The sequence below is a fragment of the Rhodococcus sp. SBT000017 genome, assembly GCF_003688915.1.
GTDB lineage: Bacteria > Actinomycetota > Actinomycetes > Mycobacteriales > Mycobacteriaceae > Rhodococcoides.
Genome location: NZ_REFU01000001.1, coordinates 4,277,683 through 4,295,498, shown reverse-complemented (window position 1 = coordinate 4,295,498; position 17,816 = coordinate 4,277,683). Strand labels below are relative to the sequence as shown.

Below are 17,816 nucleotides of genomic sequence, written 5' to 3'. Positions count from 1 at the left end.
CCCATGTTTGATACAACTGTATCAAGCGGCTGTTATACAGCTGTACCAATCGAGGGGGTCGAGCATGACGCGGGAGCGTTCGTGGGGTGTTCTGGCAGTTGCGTGCCTGGCCCAGTTGCTGGTGGTGCTCGACTCCTCGGTCGTCAACATCGCACTGCCGCAGATCGCCCGAGCGCTGAGCATCGACGATCGAGACGTGCAGTGGGTCGCCAGCGGATACACCGTCGCGTTCGCCGCGGCCCTGCTCGCCGGAGCCCGCGCAGCCGACACCCGAGGCATCCGCGAGGTTTTCCTCTTCGGCGTTTCCCTGTTCGTCGCCGCCAGCGTTGTCGGCGGAGTCGCATCCACCGGCTCGATGCTGGTGTCCGCGCGCATCGTTCAGGGTCTGGCCGCAGCAATCGTCTCCCCGGCCACGTTCACGTTGCTCACTCTCACCTATCCCGAGGGGCCGATGCGGACACGTGCTGTCGCGGTGTGGACGGCCATCAGCGTTGCCGGCGGTGGAGTGGGCAACATCGCCGGAGGCGCGCTGACCGAGTACATCTCGTGGCGGTCGGTTCTGCTGATCAACCTGCCCATCGGCGTCGTCCTGCTGATGTCGGCTCGTCGACATCTCGACGCTCGGCGAGCCGGGACCGAGGCGCATCGGCCCGGGCTCGACATCGTCGGTGCCGCTTTCGGGGCGTTGGCCCTCGGCGCGTCCACCGTGGCGGTCACCCAGCTCGGAGCCGGCGGCTCGCAGTCGTTGTCCCTGTCGACGGCTGTTCTCGCCGTGGCCGGATCGATCGGATTCGTACTCCGACTGCGTCGATCGACCGCACCACTGATTCCGTTGCGGCTGTCCGCCGATCGCACCGTGGTCACGGGGAATCTGCTGACACTGCTCACCGGTGCGGTGTTCCAGATACCGATCTGGTTGTACCTGACCTATCAGATGCAAGAGCTCCTGCAGCGGTCACCACTGCAGGCTGCAGTGGGCTTTCTACCGCTCACTGCCGCTCTCGTCGTGACCGGCGTCGCAGTCACTCCTGCTCTGATGCGCAGATGCCCCTCGCACCTGGTTGCCGCTGCCGGCGCCACCCTGGCCGCCGCCGGACTGCTCGGCCTCGCTGCGGCCTCGAATTCGCCTGGCTACCTCGCGGCAGTCGGGCTGCCGTCGATTCTGATCGGGATCGGCGGCGGGCTGCTCAACACCCCGTTGGCCACTGCGGTGACCAGCGGGGTCGCGCGCTCCGACGCCGGAGCCGCGTCAGGATTGATGAACACGTCCAAGCAGTTCGGTGGCGCGATGGGGTTGGCGCTGCTCACCATCGTCGCCGGGCTGACGGACTTTCGATTCGCCTATTCGGCCATGGCAGCAGCGATGGCGGTGACCGCGGTGTGCTGCGTGGTCTTCCTTCGCACACCGCCGCCGAAAGTTCGCTACTGAGCGAGAAATTCGACGAGAGTCGCGTTGACCGCATCCGGACGTTCGAGGTAACCGAAGTGACCGGTGTCGGCGATCTCGACGTAGCGCGCACCCGGTATCGCGTCGGCGACGTCGCGGCACTGCTGCACCGGGATCATCCGGTCGTCCGCGAATCCGATGACGAGCGACTTGGCCGCGATCCTCCGGTACGCCGCCAATCGATCTGTCCCGCTCCGCATTTCGAGTCCGATCTGCGCCCGCATACCCGCAGTCTTCCTGCCGCCGGAGTATTCGAGGATTGCCAGCCAATCACCGATCGCGGAGTCGTCGGCCAGCGTCTTCGGCGAAAAGTTCTGCATCGCAGTCATCGCCGCCCGGTACGACGCGGGGAGTTCGACCCCAGCGTCGTGCAGGTCCTTCTCCCCCTTGGACAGTTGCTCGCGAAAGGTGCCCGACTTGCCGTAGGTGGCCATCATCACTGCATGCGACACCAGATCCGGCCGGGCCAAGGCCAATTCCTGAGTGACGCGGGCTCCCATCGAGGTGCCCACGACGCGTGCTGCGCCGCCTCCGAGGTGCTCGATGAGGGCAGCGGTGTCGGCGACCAGGTCGTCCAGCGTCATCCCGCTCGCACACTCGGAAGACGGTGCGATACCGCGATTGTCGAAGGTGACAACCCGGTACCCCTGCTTCACCAGCACCGGAACCTGATGGGTTCGCCAGACTCGTCCCGGGCTACCGGTGCCCATCACCAACACCACGAGCGGACCGTCGCCGGTCACGTCGTAGTTGAGGTCGATTCCGTTGAGCTTCGCGAGCGGCATTCGGATCATCCTAGTGCGCGCAGGAACTCCTCGACCGCCGTGCGATACCGCTCGGGTGCCTCGTCGTGAATCAGGTGCGCCGCCTTCTCGACCCGCACGTACGCCGATCCGGGCTTGCTCGAGTACATCTGCTGCATCTGACCGGCCGGGGTGATGGTGTGTTCACCCTCGATCAGCAACACCGGCGCGTCGACGGCATCCCACTCGTCCCAGAAGTGCCGAGTCCCCCACTCCTGCGAGATCGCTTCGAAGAAGTCCACCTCACCGTGCAGCCGCCACCCGTCGGCGTTTCGCTCGAAGGAATCCAGAAAGTACTGACCCGCAACGTCTCCGAAGAACGCCCGCACCGCGTCGGCGTCGGGAAAGGGTTGCGGCCACGCCCGGATCATCGCGGCCCAGTCGTCTGCGGTGCGGCCCCTGAAGTCCGGGGCGATGTCCTCGACAACCATGGCGGTCACCAGGTCCGGTCGCTGGGCGGCCGCACACCAACCGTGCAGTGCGCCCATCGAATGACCGATCAGCACACTGGGCCCCAACGCCTCGAGATGCTGGAGCAGATCGGCAACGAAGAACTCCGTCGTGAGCTCGGGAGGCGGCGGTCGCCGGTGCCCCGGCGCATCGTAGGTGTGCACGTGCCCGAACTCCCTGAGCCACGGAACCTGCCGCCGCCAGGTGGCGGCACTGCCCATCAGCCCGTGCAGCAGCAGAATCGAACGGCCGGATCCACCCTCGTCGTAGAGCATCACCGCCGAGCATATCGGCGGAGTAATCTCGCGGGCATGGCCATTGTGAAGATCAATGCGATCGACGTACCCGAGGGCGCAGGCCCCGAACTCGAGAAGCGCTTCGCCGCGCGCGCCGGGTCGGTCGACGGCTCCCCGGGCTTCCTCGGGTTCCAACTGCTGCGGCCGGTCAAGGGCGAGTCGCGCTATTTCGTCGTCACCCAGTGGGAGGACGAGGAGTCCTTCCAGGCGTGGTCGGCGGGACCGTCGCGGGAGGCTCACGCTGGAGCCAGTTCCGCGAAGCCTGTCTCGTCCGGAGCATCACTGCTCGAATTCGAGGTCGTACTGGACGTGCCTGCCACTTCGTGAGAGCGCACGCGTCCGCTCAGATGCGTTCGCGGGCGAGCTCCCATTCGAGTTTCGTCGGCATCTCCGAATCCAGTTTCGCCACCGCATCGGCCAGGAACTCGGCGGGCATCGGCCTACCGAGGATGTAGCCCTGGGCACCGTCGCAGCCCAACTCTCGGAGCGCATCCAACGTGCCCGCGTCCTCGACTCCCTCTGCCATCACCCGCACCCCGAGGCTTCGAGCCAAGTCGATGGTCGAGCGCACGATCGATGCGTCGGTCTCGTCGGTGTTCATCTTCGACACGAACGAGCGGTCGATCTTGAGAGTCTGCACCGGCAGGGTCTGCAGATAGGCCAACGAGCTGTAGCCGGTGCCGTAGTCGTCGATCGCAATGGTGACGCCGAGGCTACGCAGGGACGTCAACGCGTTCACCGAGCGCACCGGATCGGTCATCGCCGTCGTCTCGGTGACCTCGAATTCCAAAGCGTGGGCGGGAACCGAGTATTTCGCCAGCGCGGCCGCGACCTGTTCGGTGAGCGTCTCGTCCAGTAGGTTTCTCACCGAAAGATTGACCGAGACAGACAAATTGATGCCGCGTCGACGCAATTCGCTGCACTGCGCCAAGGCCTCGTCCAGCACGAGCGCGGTGATGGCGGGCAACATGCCGGTGCGCTCGGCGTCGGGCAGGAACATCGACGGTCCGATCAAACCCTCGCGTGGGTGCTGCCACCGCAATAGAGCTTCGACGCGATCGACACTGCCGGACTCCAGATCCAGGCACGGTTGAAAGAACACTCGAAGCTGGTGGTCACGAATGGCCGTGTCGAGTTCCCCCAGCAACCGCATCTGATCGTGGCGGTCGCGATCCATGTCGGGTTCGTAGCGACCGACGCGGGTATGGCCGGCCTTCGCTGCCGTCAACGCCACGTGGGCGCGCTGAAGCATCGCCTCACCGTCCACCGGACTCGCCTCCGGCTCCTCGGTGTCGTTCCGGGTCACCCCCGGTTCCTCGATCGCGGCGATTCCGACGGTCGCATCGAGCGCCACGTTGATGTCGTGCACGAACATCGTTCTACTGACTGCGAACTGAAGCCGCTCGGCGGTGTCCGTCACGTCGATCTGCGCGGGACGCCGGCGCATGGCGACGACGAACTGATCCCCACCGAGCCGTCCCACGAGGTCGTCGGACCGCACCGATGCCACAAGGCGATGACCGATCTCGCGCAGCACACTGTCTCCCACGCTGTACCCGAAGGTCTCGTTGATCTGAGCGAAGCGATCGATGTCCACCACGAGCGTGAAGACGTCCGAATCACCACGGGTGGCGAGCATCGTGTCCAACCGCTCTCGGAGCAGGCGGCGACTGGCCAGTCCGGTGACCGCGTCCGTCCGAGCCACGTCCTCGAGCACTGCGGCCTGCAACCGCAACGTACTCAGGAAACACGCATGCGGCACCCGACGAGCGCGATGACCAGCGCCGAGGACCCCACGATCACCCAACCCCACTGTTGGACGGGTATTCCGCGGGCCAACTGAACAGCCATCGCAAGGGGTGTCACGGCGACCGCGACCGTGAGTCCGAGAAATCTCACGCGCCCGAATTTGAACGGGCTGGACCGGTCGACCCGCGACACCGCCCGCTCCGGAATGTGTAGGGCGATCACACCGAAACACACGTACGCCGCCAGCCACAGCGTGTTCAGAAGAGTCGAACGGTAGAGCTCGGAGGTGGTGACCGCGGCATAGGACGCGAAGTCGGCAGAGACGAGGAACACGACGCCCGCCGTGGCCGCCAGGAACGGCACCGTGGTCGAGCGAGTCAGCAGGTACAGACTGCCGACGAGCGTCAGCAGAAACGCATCGATGGTGAGGTAGACCGTGGCCGGCCACAGTTCCAATGCCGACGGAAACGACAACGCCGCATCGTCGGAGATGACGAACACCCATGTGGCCAGTCCGACACCGACCGCAACCACCAGACACTCGAGAAGTTCTTCGATCCCGAACACGAGTCCGTTCTCGTCGGCGGCTCGGGCGAAGCCGACAGCGATCACCAGGTAGCCGAACAGATAGAAGATGTCGGACGAGGAGAACGTCGATACTCGTCCTCCGCCGACATGCACCATCGCTATCAGCGCGTCGCCGATGCCCCAGGAGCCGACGCCGACGGCCATGTACTTCCACGTCCGCTTGTCCGGCCCGGGTTCCCGAAAGTAGCGGTACACGAACGCGGCCACTGTGGCCAGGAGCACGATTGCGTAGATCGCATCCTGGGGTATTCCAGGCGGGGTAAGTGCGTACACCGCGACTGCGAGTGCACCGAGGCCCAGGAAGCGCGTCCACAACATGGTGGGGCTGATCCTTCCTAGGCCGGTCGGTGCATACCCCGAACGTACGCATCAGCCGATCGAACCCGACGTTTGACCACGATTCGTAACCGAATCACCCTGCAGATGGGTCAAGTAACGAACTATTTCAAACCTGACGATTGTTCGCCAGTCTCACATCGGGCGATTTGTCCGTTCAGCCCTCGAGAGCCGCGTCCAATGTGATGTCGACGCCGGTGAGAGCCTTGCTGACGGGACAGGTTTCTTTTGCCGCCTGAGCTGCTTTCGCGAAGCCGTCGGCGTCGAGACCCTCGACCTCGCCACGCACGGTCAGTTTGATGCCGGTCAGCTTGAAGCCCGGCTCATCGGGACCGAGCGAGACATCGGCGGTGACCTCGAGGCTCTGCGGGGTGCCGCCCGCCTCGGCGATCAACGCCGACAACTGCATCGCGTAGCAACTCGAATGAGCCGCGGCGATCAATTCCTCGGGACTGGTGGTGCCGTCGGCATTCTCGGCGGCGCGCTTGGGAAACGACACATCGAAAGTCGCTGCGCCGGAACTGGACAGCTCCACCTGGCCGGAACCCTGTTCCAGCGTTCCGTTCCAAGCTGTGCGTGAAGTACGAGTTGGCATCGAACCGAGTCCTTTCGTTGTCGACCCTGACGTAGGCCTGTTTCTCAGGCTAACGTCAGCGGGGTGACCGGGCTACCGAGTGCAAGGATGTCGACACGACGGCTGCGACAATCGAGAAACTTCTCGCGCGCGGCAACGATCGCAGCAACCGTGGCCCTGTCGATCGTCGCATTCTCGACGCCGATTGCCGTCGCCGGTCCCCTGGCGGACTTCTACGACGCGCCGGTGGCGACGCTCGGCACCGCGACCCCCGGCGAAGTGGTCCGAAGCCGGCCCGTCAACTCGCCCAAGGGGTTCGGACTCGGATTCGACATCGAACGGATTCTCTATCGATCCACCGATACACACGATCTGCCCATGGTCGTATCCGGCTACACCATGACCCCCACAGCTCCGTGGACCGGACCCGGACCCCGACCGGTGATCGCGTACGCGCCCGGCACTTCCGGTATGGCGGACCGCTGCGCCGGATCGGCAGTTCTCGGGACAGTCGGCTCGTCCCCGGCCATCCTGCCGCTGCTGCTGGCCGGATATCGCGTCGTCGCAACCGATTACCAGGGACTGGGCACCCCCGGCGGGCACACGTACCTGAACCGGATCGCATCGGGCCGAGCGCTGCTCGACGTCGCCAGAACCGCAGACGTCGAACCGACCACCCCGGTGGTGCTGTTCGGCTACTCCGAAGGCGGGTTCGCATCCGCATCCGCTGCCGAACTCGCCGCCACCTACGCCCCGGAGCTCAACATCCAGGGAGCGTATGTCGGTGCACCACCGGCAGATCCGACGCTCAACATCGACACACTCGACAACACCGGCCTCGGCAGCGCTGTGCTCTTCGCTGTCGACGGGATGATCAACGCCTACCCGGACCGGGCAGCGGGGATCCGCGACCTCTTCGACTCCGACGGGATCGCCGCGCTCGACGCCGCACAGAACTGGTGCACCACCGACCCCGCGGCCTCCGAGATCGTGCGAACGACCGAGCTGACCCGCGACGGCCGACCACTCACCGAGCAACTGAGCAACCCCGTTCTGGCCGAGATCACCGCCGCCAACACGGTCGGACGCATCGCCCCGGCCATGCCGGTGTACCTGTCGCACGCGGTCGAGGACGACACCGTACCCATCGAGCAGAGCCGCACCCTGCTCGGGCGCTGGCGCGATCTGGGTGCAGAAATCACCTACCGCGAATACGACCTCCCGGCCATCCCGGTCGAGGGCGCGAACCACCAACCCGGAGCCCTGGCGGCCTACAACGACGTGATGCCCTGGATCGCCGGACTGATTCACGCAGGAGTGGAGCCTGCAGGAACGACCCGATAGGCAGCAGCTGATCTCAGGTGTGAAATCAGGGTGTTCACCGAGGCGTCGACCCCGATGAAGTTGGTTCACTCCATCCATGCGCATCGTCCACGCCCTGCTGACCGTCGTCGCTGTCCTGGCCGCAGGCTCCCCCACCCCACCTGACCCCGGCGTGGCGTCGGACATCGAAGTTGTCGCCGAAGAACTGGGGCTGCCGGGGGTCGCGTTCCGCGTCGTCTCCGAGAACGAGGTGTTGGAGAACGTCGAGTACGGGCTGGACGGGGACGGTGCGCCGATCGACGAGGGAACGCCGTTCGTGTGGGGTTCGGTATCGAAGTCGGTGACGGCGGCGACGGTGTACGCACTCGCCGAACATCAAGCCCTCACGCTCGATGGAACCGTGAATTCGATTCTGCCGGAGAGTGATTCGATCGTTCCGGGCGACGTCACGATCGACGACCTGATCCACCACACCAGCGGTCTCCCCCACGACGTCACCGAACTGGACGTGTGGGGACGTTCCGAGCGAGCGCTCGACGTCGTCCCCACACTGGACGTCACCGTCGCCGACCGCGGGACCTTCCGCTACTCGAGCCTGAACTACCTACTGCTGCAGGCAATCGTCGAGAAGGTCACCGCCGAACCCTTCGCCGACGTCGTCGCCCGCGAGACCGGAGTGCACACCGCCGGCACCGTCGCACCCGGCCACGTCCCGTTCTTCACCTTCCCCCGAAGCATCGATACCGGAATCGACTCCACTGGAATGGGTTACGGCTACCTGAGTGGATCCATCGACGAACTCTCACGCTACGCATCCCGGCAACTGACCGTTCCGGCGTCGAACAGTCCCGATACGGTGCCGACGGGTTCGGGCGCGACGTACGGATACGGGTGGTACGTCGAAACGCTGGCCGACGGTACCGAGATGCGCTGGCATTCCGGTGCGGTCCCCGGCTATTTCACTCACGTCGCACTCGTTCCGGAACGCCACCTGGCCGTGGTCCTCGCGACCAATCGATACGGCGAACTCGAGGCCGACGCGCTCGCCTCGGCGGCCCGCTCTCTCGTGCTCGCCCGACTCGGCATGGACGAGCCTCGTACCGCCGGCTTCGGTCTGTACGAAGCAGCGCTGATCGCGGCGACCGCACTCGCGGTGTTGTTGGCGCTCTGTGCGACGAGAACGCTGCTCGGATTCAGAACTGCTCCCGGACGATGGGCACCCGCGCGTGCCCTGGCTGCCCTTGCGGCCGGATTGTTGCTGTACTTCGGGCTGCCTGCGCTCGCCGGTGCGCCGATGTCGACACTGGCCCGCTGGGCTCCTGACATCGCGCTGCTGTTCTGGATCGTGCTGGCGGAACTTGCGGTCATCGCCGTGGCCCTCGGTGCTCGGGTCTTCCTCCTGCGTCAATGGACCACTGCACACGTCTGAGCGGTGCAACGGTCCATTCACCCACGGAACTGATCTGCGTGAATGAACCACTGCACACGTCTGAAGAGTGCAAGGGTCCATTGACGCGAACGGGGCGAACGGGGCGAACGGGGCGGGCGGGCGGGCGGGTGGACATACGACAACGGGCGACCCTCCGAAGAGGATCGCCCATTGTCGTGTGCTGTGAAACTTACTCGCTCTCGCTGTCTCCGGTGGCCTTGGCCAGGTCGACCGGGACCTCGTCGGGGACGATGATCGCCTTCTTCTCACCGCGGAAGGTGAACTTCGCGTCCTCGCCTGCGCCTTCGCCGTCCCAGTTCACGACGTCGACCAGGATGATCTGGCCGGCTTCGATCTCGCCGAAGAGGATCTTCTCCGACAACTGGTCCTCGATCTCGCGCTGGATGGTGCGACGCAGTGGCCGCGCACCCAGGACGGGGTCGAATCCGCGCTTGGCGAGCAACGACTTCGCCTTCTCGGTGACCTCGATCGCCATGTCCTTGTTCTTGAGCGCACCTTCGACTCGGTTGAGCATGAGATCGACCATCTGGATGATCTCGTCCTTGGTGAGCTGGTGGAACACGACGATGTCGTCGATACGGTTGAGGAACTCGGGGCGGAAGTGCTTCTTCAGCTCGTCGTTGACCTTGAGCTTCATCCGCTCGTAGTTCGAGCCGGTGCCTTCACCCGAGGAGAAGCCGAGGCCGACGGCCTTCGAGATGTCCGAGGTACCGAGGTTCGAGGTGAAGATGAGCACGGTGTTCTTGAAGTCGACCGTGCGTCCCTGGCCGTCGGTGAGACGACCGTCTTCGAGCACCTGCAGGAGGGTGTTGTAGATCTCCTGGTGTGCTTTCTCGATCTCGTCGAACAGCACGACGGAGAACGGCTTGCGGCGGACCTTCTCGGTGAGCTGGCCGCCCTCTTCGTAGCCGACGTATCCGGGAGGAGCACCGAACAGGCGCGACGCGGTGAAGCGGTCGTGGAACTCGCCCATGTCGATCTGGATCAGGGCGTCGTCCTCGCCGAAGAGGAAGTTCGCGAGAGCCTTCGACAGCTCGGTCTTACCGACACCGGACGGGCCGGCGAAGATGAACGAGCCCGACGGACGCTTCGGGTCCTTCAGACCTGCGCGGGTACGACGGATCGCCTTGGAAACGGCCTTGACTGCCTCGACCTGGCCGATGATCCGCTTGTGCAGCTCGTCCTCCATGCGGAGCAGACGCGTGGTCTCTTCCTCGGTGAGCTTGAAGACGGGGATGCCGGTCCAGTTGCCCAGGACCTCGGCGATCTGCTCGTCGTCCACCTCGGCGATGACGTCGAGGTCACCGGAGCGCCACTGCTTCTCCCGCTCGGCACGCTGACCGACGAGGGTCTTCTCCTTGTCGCGCAGGTTCGCAGCCTTCTCGAAGTCCTGTGCGTCGATGGCCGATTCCTTCTCCCGGCGCGCGTCGGCGATCTTGTCGTCGAACTCGCGCAGGTCTGGCGGAGCGGTCATCCGGCGGATGCGCATCCGCGCGCCCGCCTCGTCGATGAGGTCGATCGCCTTGTCGGGCAGGAACCGGTCGTTGATGTACCGGTCGGCCAGTGTGGCAGCTGCGACGAGCGCACCGTCGGTGATCGAGACGCGGTGGTGTGCCTCGTAGCGATCGCGCAGACCCTTGAGGATCTCGATGGTGTGCTCGACGGTCGGCTCGCCGACCTGGACGGGCTGGAAACGACGCTCGAGTGCTGCGTCCTTCTCGATGTACTTGCGGTACTCGTCCAGGGTGGTGGCACCGATGGTCTGCAGTTCGCCACGAGCCAGCTTGGGCTTGAGGATCGACGCAGCGTCGATGGCACCTTCGGCGGCACCTGCGCCGACGAGCGTGTGCAGCTCGTCGATGAACAGGATGATGTCGCCGCGGGTGTTGATCTCCTTGAGCACCTTCTTCAGGCGCTCCTCGAAGTCGCCGCGGTAACGGCTGCCGGCCACGAGCGAGCCGAGGTCGAGGGTGTAGAGCTGCTTGTCCTTGAGCGTCTCGGGGACCTCGCCGTTGACGATGGCCTGAGCCAGGCCTTCGACGACTGCGGTCTTACCGACACCGGGCTCACCGATGAGGACGGGGTTGTTCTTGGTGCGACGCGAGAGCACCTGCATGACGCGCTCGATTTCCTTCGCGCGACCGATGACCGGGTCGAGCTTGCCTTCGAGCGCGGCCTGGGTGAGGTTGCGTCCGAACTGGTCGAGGACCAGCGACGTGGACGGGGTGCCCGCCTCGCCGCGGCCGCTGCCGCTCTCGGACGGTTCCTTGCCCTGGTAGCCCGACAGCAGCTGGATGACCTGCTGGCGCACGCGGTTGAGGTCGGCTCCGAGCTTGACCAGGACCTGAGCTGCGACGCCTTCGCCTTCGCGGATCAGTCCCAGCAGGATGTGCTCGGTGCCGATGTAGTTGTGGCCGAGCTGCAGTGCTTCACGCAGGCTGAGCTCGAGTACTTTCTTGGCGCGCGGGGTGAACGGAATGTGACCGGACGGAGCCTGCTGACCCTGCCCGATGATCTCCTCTACCTGGCTGCGTACTCCTTCGAGGGAGATGCCCAGCGACTCGAGAGACTTGGCTGCGACGCCTTCGCCCTCGTGGATGAGGCCGAGCAGAATGTGCTCCGTGCCGATGTAGTTGTGGTTGAGCATCCGGGCTTCTTCTTGAGCCAGGACGACAACACGCCGCGCGCGATCGGTGAACCTCTCGAACATCGCTCTCCCTCACTTCTTGGCGGGTGGTAGCTCGCCCACCAGTTCTTCTAGCGCCGCAGTGTCCAACACGCCGGGTCGCTTGTGCATTTGAAGGTAAGACTGGTTCTCACTGTAGTTGGCCGACGTTACGAACGCCGACCCTCCACCCCTGAAATGCTGCGCAACCGCCCACGTGTGCGGACTGCCTTGCCTGCTTACTGTTCATAACGCAGGCACTATGCAAAACGTTTCCCGTTCACTGTCCGCTGCTGGCGAACAACTCTTTACCGTTCGATCAGGCCTGAGCCGGCTTCACGATCGGAAACAGGATCGTTTCGCGGATGCCCAAGCCGGTCAGCGCCATCAACAGACGGTCGATTCCCATGCCGGTTCCGGTGGTCGGCGGCATACCCTGTTCCATCGCGGCGAGGAAGTCCTCGTCGAGCACCATCGCCTCGTCGTCGCCGGCGGCGGCTTGGCGCGCCTGATCCTCGAAACGCTCGCGCTGGATGATCGGATCGACCAGCTCGGAGTAGCCGGTGGCCAGCTCGAACCCACGGACGTACAGGTCCCACTTCTCGGTGACGCCGGGCTTGCTGCGGTGCTGACGCGTCAGCGGGGACGTCTCGACCGGGAAGTCGCGGACGAACGTGGGCTCGGTCAACGCGTCGCCCACCTGGTGTTCCCACAGCTCTTCGACGAGCTTGCCGTGGCCGTAGATCGGGACGCCGTCCTTGCGCGGCACCTCGACGCCCACCTTGTCGGCGATCGCGAGCAGCTCGTCGACGGTGGTGTCGGGGGTGACGTCGAATCCGAGCGATTCCGACAGCGACGGGTACATCTCGAGCGTCGTCCATTCGCCGCCGAGGTCGTAGGTGGTGCCGTCGGGCAGCGTCACGACCGTGGATCCGAGGGCGGCCATGGCCACTTCCTGGACCAGCTCACGCGTCATTGTCGCCGAATCGTCGTACGTGCCGTAGGCCTCGTACGTCTCGAGCATCGCGAATTCCGGCGAGTGCGAGGAGTCTGCACCCTCGTTGCGGAAGTTGCGGTTGATCTCGAACACCTTCTCGATACCGCCCACGACGCAGCGCTTGAGGAACAGCTCAGGCGCGATACGGAGATAGAGGTCGGTGTCCATCGCGTTGGAATGGGTGACGAACGGCCGCGCCGCCGCGCCGCCGTGCAGCGTCTGCAACATCGGCGTCTCGACCTCGAGAAATCCACGACGCTCGAGGGCGTTGCGCAGTTCCCGGACGACGGCGATGCGCTTGCGGGCGGTCTCACGCGAGGTCGGGTTGGTGATCAGATCCAGGTAACGCTGCCGGATCCGCGTCTCTTCGCTCAGTTCCTTGTGCGCGACGGGCAGCGGACGCAGCGACTTCGACGCGATCTGCCAGGCGTCGGCCATCACGCTGAGCTCGCCGCGTCGGGAGCTGATGACCTCACCATGCACGAACACGAAGTCACCGAGATCGACATCGGACTTCCACTCCGCGAGTGCGTCCTCGCCGACGCCTGCCAGGCTGATCATTGCCTGCAGCTGGGTGCCATCGCCCTCCTGCAGAGTGGCGAAGCACAGCTTGCCGGTGTTGCGGACGAAGATGACACGGCCGACGACTCCGACGATCAGGCCGGTTGTCGTATCGGGTTCGAGTTCGGGGAACTCGGTGCGGATCTCGAGCAGCGAATGGGTCCGCGGGACCGACACCGGATATGCCTCGACCCCGCGCTCGAGCAGCGCGGCGCGCTTGGCACGACGAATCCGTAGTTGCTCCGGGGTGTCGTCGGCAGGCTGGGTAGAAGCTGTATCACTCACGCGCAGACACTTTACAGTCCGAGCGTGTAAGGACTGTCAGTGCGCTGCGACGGCTTCCGCCTCACGGACGCAGTGCTTGGCCTGCGTCAACACACCGAGCAGCCCAGCCGACTTCAGCGCCTGATAGCCGCCGACCAGATCGGTTGACTTGTGCAGACCCAACAGCTTGAGCGACGCAGCAGCGAGCGAGGAGGTGTAGCCCTCGGAGCAGATGACGATCCACTCGACGTCGTGGTCGACGGCGATCGCCAGGCGCGCATCGCTCGTCGGGTCCAGACGCCATTCGAGGACGTTGCGTTCGATGGCGAGTGCCCCGGGCAGCGTTCCCTCGACGGCGCGTTGCGCCTGGGGGCGGATGTCGACGACGACGGCTCCGCGGGCGACGGCGTCGCGCAGCTCGAAGACGGTCATTCGATCGATGGTCTCGCGTGCGGATTCGAGCATTTCGACGATGGTCATGCGGTGGCCTTCTCGGGTTCGTCGGTGAGCTCGCTACGGGTGCGGCGCAGCGTGGACCGTTCGGTCACTTCGTAGTAGGACATCGCCGTGAGCGGTGGCGAGTAGGCGTGCACGCTGAGGGTGGGGCCGGCCGGTTCGGACGCCGGATCGTGCATCACGTCGTGAACCCAACCGAGCGGAAACGACGCCTGATCACCGGCGTCGAGGCGACGTTGCTTCAGTCCTGTTCCAGCCCAACGGTATTCGAGAAGCGAGCCGCTGAGAACGGTGAGCGCACCGAGCGACCCCGCGTGATCGTGCAGTTCGGTGGATCGATCGGGAACCCAGCTGATCAACCAGACGTCGAGGTCGTCGTCGGAATGCAGTCGGGCGGCCCAACGCTCGTCGGTCGGCCAGCGACCGCCGACGGGAAGCAGGTGATCGAAGAGGCCCTCGAGGACGTCGGATGCGCCCTGGTCGGTGATCCGCAGCAGGTCGGGTGGACGCAACCGGGTCGGAAGCGTCGAGACCGAACGCGACGACGATCGGGTACGGGAGGGTACAGAAAGTACACGTGTGGAAAGCATGAAGCTCTACTCCAGGGGTGTGTTACGAACGAGGCAGGGTTCAGCCTCGACAACACTCCTGGGTGGCCATGCACGTCATCACGCCGAGAATTCTGACACACGGCACCGCGAAGCGCTAGTCGTTCACCGTGGACGCCGTTTGGCCATGTTGCGTTCGTAGACCAGACGCAGCCCCTCGAGGGTCAGGTCGGGTTCGTGGTGCTCGATGGTCGTCGACTCGGGCAGGATCAGCGCCGCGATGTCTCCGGTACCGATGATCGCGACGTCCGCGCCCGACACCTCGGGAACCTCTCGTCGAATTCGCCCGACCAGGCCGTCCACCAGACCGGCGAACCCGAAGATGGTGCCCGACTGGATGCACTCGACGGTGTTCTTGCCCAACACCGAACGAGGCCGGATCATCTCCACCTCACGCAACGTGGCAGTGCGAGTGGACATCGCCGACGCCGACATCTCGAGACCAGGAGCGATGGCACCGCCGAGAAATTCGCCCTTGGCCGAGACGACGTCGACACAGGTGGTGGTTCCGAAATCCACCACGATGCACGCCGTGCCGTACAAGTCGTGTGCAGCAAGGGTATTGACGATACGATCGGCACCGACCTCCTTGGGATTGTCGACCAGCAACGGCACACCGGTCCGCACACCGGGTTCGACCATCACGTGGACCACGTGATCCCAGTAGCGCGCGAGCATCGTCCGCATCTCCCGCAGCACCGACGGCACAGTCGACAGCGCAGTCACTCCGGTGATCCCTTCGGCGTCCTCACCCAGCAGACCGCGCAGCATCAAGGCCAGTTCGTCGGCCGTCACATGCGGGTCGGTTCGAATTCGCCAATCTCGCAGCAGTTTCGAGTGATCGCCCGTGCCGGTGAACAGACCGACCACGGTGCTGGTGTTGCGCACATCGATCGCGAGGAGCATCGAATCAGACCAGCACGGAATCGGCTCGCAGATCGCGCGGCGTGATCAGACCCGAGCCCGCAGGCGCATGAGCCGGATCGCTGCCGAGTTCGACAGACCGGTTCTTCTCGTCGACGAACACCACCCGCGGCGCGTACTCGGCAACCTCCTGCTCGTTCATCACCCCGTAGGCGATCAGGATGACCAGGTCACCCGGGTTCACCAGATGCGCTGCAGCCCCGTTGATTCCAATGACACCGCTGCCACGCTCACCGGTGATCACGTAGGTTTCCAGCCGCGCACCGTTGTCGATGTCGACGATGGTTACCTGCTCGCCTTCGAGCAGGTCGGCCGCATCCATAAGATCCTGGTCGACGGTCACCGAACCGACGTAGTGCAGGTCTGCGTGCGTGACCGTGGCGCGATGGATCTTGGACTTCATCATGGTGCGAAACATCGTGTCACTCTCCACTTTTCGGATCATCCGGGTACTCCAAGAAGCCTGTGCCGACGGCGACACCGACGTTGTCGATCAATCTCGTGGTGCCCACTTTGGCGGCCACGAGCAGTCTTCCGTCTCCACGCTCGGGAGCCGGGCCGAGATGCGGGTCGCGCACCTCCAGGTAGTCGACCTGCACCAGCGGTGCCTCGTCGAGGACGGCACGCGCGGTGGCGATGATGGCCTCCGCACCGCCGGCCGCAGCGTGTGCCCCGGCGACCAATGCCGCCGACAGCGCCATCGCCGCGTCGCGCTGCTCGGCATCGAGATACCGGTTGCGCGAGGACAGTGCGAGACCGTCCTGCTCGCGAACCGTCGGGACCCCGATGACGGCAACGTCGAAGTTCAGATCGCGCACCATCTGCCGGATCAACGTGAGCTGCTGGTAGTCCTTCTCGCCGAAGTACGCGCGATGCGGTGCGGCGATCTGCAGCAGCTTGGCCACGACGGTGAGCATTCCTGCGAAATGAGTTGGCCTGCTGGCACCTTCGAGTTCTGCGCCGAGCGGACCGGGATGGACCGTGGTGCGCGGACCCGACGGGTACATGTCCGACGCCGACGGCGCGAAGACCAGTTCGACGCCCTCGTCACGCAGCAGCGCGACATCGGCGTCGAGGGTGCGCGGGTAGGCATCGAGGTCCTCGCCCACTCCGAACTGCAGCGGGTTGACGAAGATCGACACGATCACCACGGCACCGGTGAGCTTGGCCTGCCGCACCAGCTGCAGGTGCCCGGCGTGCAGCGCGCCCATGGTCGGAACCAGAGCGACCTGCTTCCCGACGCCTCGCAGTGCTTTCGACACCGACGTGATCACCGCAGGATCGTGGTGAACCGTCAACTGCCCCTTGGTGTAGCTGCCCGCGAGGGTCATCGATTCCCTTCCAGAAGTTCGATCAGGTCTGCCTTGGCACCGATGCGCTGCGCTGATCGCAACGACAGCGCGCGGTATCCGGCTGCGATCCGCGAATCCACGGACTCGAGCACGTCGAGATGCTTGCCGACTGCAGCGGTGTCGCCGCGGGCCACCGGCCCCGTGAGCGCCGACTGCCCGTTGCGCAGCGCATTGTCCAGCGCGGCTTCGAGCAGTGGAGCCAGAACACGCTCGGGCACACCGCGTTCGGAGTCCGAACCGGGGAAACCCGGTCCGGCCAATGCAACTCGGAGCGCTTCGACCGCGTCGACCACCAGAGTGACGAGGTGATTGCTGCCGTGCGCGAGCGCGGCGTGGTAGAGCGCTCGATTGTTCTCGGGCACGTGAACCGGCTCGCCACCTATCTCCAGGACGAGAGCCTGCGCCACCGCGTAGCCGATCTCGTCGCCTGCAGTGATGCCGAAGCATGCCGCCGTCATCCGGTCGGTGTCCTCGACTCCGCCGCTGAACGTCATGGCCGGGTGGATCGCCAACGGCACGGCACCGAGAGCCGCCAGAGGCTCGAGCACCGAGATCCCGTTCGCGCCGGAGGTGTGCACCACCAACTTTCCCGGTGCAACCGCCCCGGTGGACGCCAGACCCGCGACGATCGACGCCAACTCACTGTCCGGTACGGCCAGAATCAGCAGCTCTGCGCGACGAGCAACCTCGTCGACGGGCAGAACTTGGGACTCGGGCAACCGCTCACGCACCCGCGCGATGGACGCATCCGACACGGCAGCGGCACCGACGACAACATGCCCGACGCGTTCGAGCGCCTCACCGAATGCGGTGCCGACCCGACCTGCCGAGACGACACCAACCGTCAAGCGAGCCGGAGACAGACCACCGGTGCCAGAGAAGGTCACCGAAAATTTCCTCTCGTTCGTTCCAGTCCCGCTCGGCGGGTACCAGACGTCCTGCACGGAACAATAGCGACCGCGACCCCTCGCAG

Annotated in this window: 17 protein-coding genes; 4 read left to right on the top strand and 13 right to left on the bottom strand. The window is 65.0% G+C overall.

All coding sequences use genetic code 11. The features are described from left to right. Positions 1 to 64: 64 nt before the first annotated feature. Positions 65 to 1,429: an MFS transporter gene (locus tag AYK61_RS20315; protein ID WP_121872154.1), complete on the top strand. Its 1,365-nt coding sequence runs from the start codon at positions 65 to 67 to the stop codon at positions 1,427 to 1,429. Here AYK61_RS20315 and AYK61_RS20310 read toward each other — a convergent pair. Continuing rightward, positions 1,423 to 2,232 (bottom strand): alpha/beta fold hydrolase, encoded by an 810-nt coding sequence (locus tag AYK61_RS20310; RefSeq protein WP_121872946.1) that lies wholly within the window; start codon positions 2,230 to 2,232, stop codon positions 1,423 to 1,425. The genes AYK61_RS20315 and AYK61_RS20310 overlap by 7 nt on opposite strands. 5 nt (positions 2,233 to 2,237) lie before the next feature. After that, the gene (locus AYK61_RS20305; protein WP_121872153.1) at positions 2,238 to 2,975 is read right to left on the bottom strand and encodes an alpha/beta fold hydrolase; all 738 of its coding nucleotides are present in this window, start codon (positions 2,973 to 2,975) and stop codon (positions 2,238 to 2,240) included. Positions 2,976 to 3,011: 36 nt separating this feature from the next. Between AYK61_RS20305 and AYK61_RS20300 the strand changes: the two genes are divergently transcribed. Then, positions 3,012 to 3,323 (top strand): antibiotic biosynthesis monooxygenase, encoded by a 312-nt coding sequence (locus AYK61_RS20300; RefSeq protein WP_121872152.1) that lies wholly within the window; start codon positions 3,012 to 3,014, stop codon positions 3,321 to 3,323. Between the two features lie 16 nt (positions 3,324 to 3,339). On the opposite strand, the gene AYK61_RS27400 is transcribed toward AYK61_RS20300, so the two are convergent. From AYK61_RS27400 to AYK61_RS20290, 3 genes are all read right to left on the bottom strand, one after another. Further along, positions 3,340 to 4,731 carry a bifunctional diguanylate cyclase/phosphodiesterase gene (locus AYK61_RS27400; protein WP_183130372.1) on the bottom strand — a complete coding sequence of 464 codons (1,392 nt, stop codon included), beginning with the start codon at positions 4,729 to 4,731 and terminating at the stop codon, positions 3,340 to 3,342. A gap of 5 nt (positions 4,732 to 4,736) precedes the next feature. Then, positions 4,737 to 5,651 carry a hypothetical protein gene (locus tag AYK61_RS27395; protein WP_183130371.1) on the bottom strand — a complete coding sequence of 305 codons (915 nt, stop codon included), beginning with the start codon at positions 5,649 to 5,651 and terminating at the stop codon, positions 4,737 to 4,739. Positions 5,652 to 5,826: 175 nt separating this feature from the next. Next, entirely contained in the window at positions 5,827 to 6,264 is a 438-nt protein-coding gene (locus AYK61_RS20290; protein WP_068053702.1) for an OsmC family protein, read from the bottom strand. A gap of 87 nt (positions 6,265 to 6,351) precedes the next feature. On the opposite strand from AYK61_RS20290, the gene AYK61_RS20285 reads away from it, so the two are divergent. Then, a complete protein-coding gene (locus AYK61_RS20285; RefSeq protein WP_121872150.1) occupies positions 6,352 to 7,587 on the top strand; it encodes a lipase family protein in 1,236 nt (411 codons plus the stop codon). Between the two features lie 76 nt (positions 7,588 to 7,663). Then, positions 7,664 to 8,995: a serine hydrolase gene (locus AYK61_RS20280; RefSeq protein ID WP_121872149.1), complete on the top strand. Its 1,332-nt coding sequence runs from the start codon at positions 7,664 to 7,666 to the stop codon at positions 8,993 to 8,995. A gap of 190 nt (positions 8,996 to 9,185) precedes the next feature. On the opposite strand, the gene AYK61_RS20275 is transcribed toward AYK61_RS20280, so the two are convergent. From AYK61_RS20275 to AYK61_RS20240, 8 genes are all read right to left on the bottom strand, one after another. Then, positions 9,186 to 11,726: an ATP-dependent Clp protease ATP-binding subunit gene (locus AYK61_RS20275; protein WP_121872148.1), complete on the bottom strand. Its 2,541-nt coding sequence runs from the start codon at positions 11,724 to 11,726 to the stop codon at positions 9,186 to 9,188. Positions 11,727 to 12,000: 274 nt separating this feature from the next. Continuing rightward, entirely contained in the window at positions 12,001 to 13,524 is a 1,524-nt protein-coding gene (lysS, locus tag AYK61_RS20270) for a lysine--tRNA ligase (protein WP_121872147.1), read from the bottom strand. Between the two features lie 36 nt (positions 13,525 to 13,560). Further along, positions 13,561 to 13,983 carry a rhodanese-like domain-containing protein gene (locus tag AYK61_RS20265; protein ID WP_121872146.1) on the bottom strand — a complete coding sequence of 141 codons (423 nt, stop codon included), beginning with the start codon at positions 13,981 to 13,983 and terminating at the stop codon, positions 13,561 to 13,563. Then, the gene (locus AYK61_RS20260) at positions 13,980 to 14,549 is read right to left on the bottom strand and encodes a cysteine dioxygenase family protein (protein WP_183130370.1); all 570 of its coding nucleotides are present in this window, start codon (positions 14,547 to 14,549) and stop codon (positions 13,980 to 13,982) included. Before AYK61_RS20260 ends, AYK61_RS20265 begins: the two co-directional genes overlap by 4 nt. 123 nt (positions 14,550 to 14,672) lie before the next feature. Further along, positions 14,673 to 15,473: a type III pantothenate kinase gene (locus AYK61_RS20255; protein ID WP_121872144.1), complete on the bottom strand. Its 801-nt coding sequence runs from the start codon at positions 15,471 to 15,473 to the stop codon at positions 14,673 to 14,675. Positions 15,474 to 15,477: 4 nt separating this feature from the next. Then, positions 15,478 to 15,909: an aspartate 1-decarboxylase gene (panD, locus tag AYK61_RS20250; protein ID WP_121872945.1), complete on the bottom strand. Its 432-nt coding sequence runs from the start codon at positions 15,907 to 15,909 to the stop codon at positions 15,478 to 15,480. A 4-nt stretch (positions 15,910 to 15,913) separates the two neighbouring features. Beyond that, positions 15,914 to 16,822, bottom strand: a complete 909-nt coding sequence (panC, locus tag AYK61_RS20245; protein WP_121872143.1) for a pantoate--beta-alanine ligase — start codon at positions 16,820 to 16,822, stop codon at positions 15,914 to 15,916. Further along, positions 16,819 to 17,730, bottom strand: coding sequence for a Rossmann-like and DUF2520 domain-containing protein (locus tag AYK61_RS20240; RefSeq protein WP_121872142.1), 912 nt, complete (start codon positions 17,728 to 17,730; stop codon positions 16,819 to 16,821). Before AYK61_RS20240 ends, panC begins: the two co-directional genes overlap by 4 nt. Positions 17,731 to 17,816: the final 86 nt, after the last annotated feature.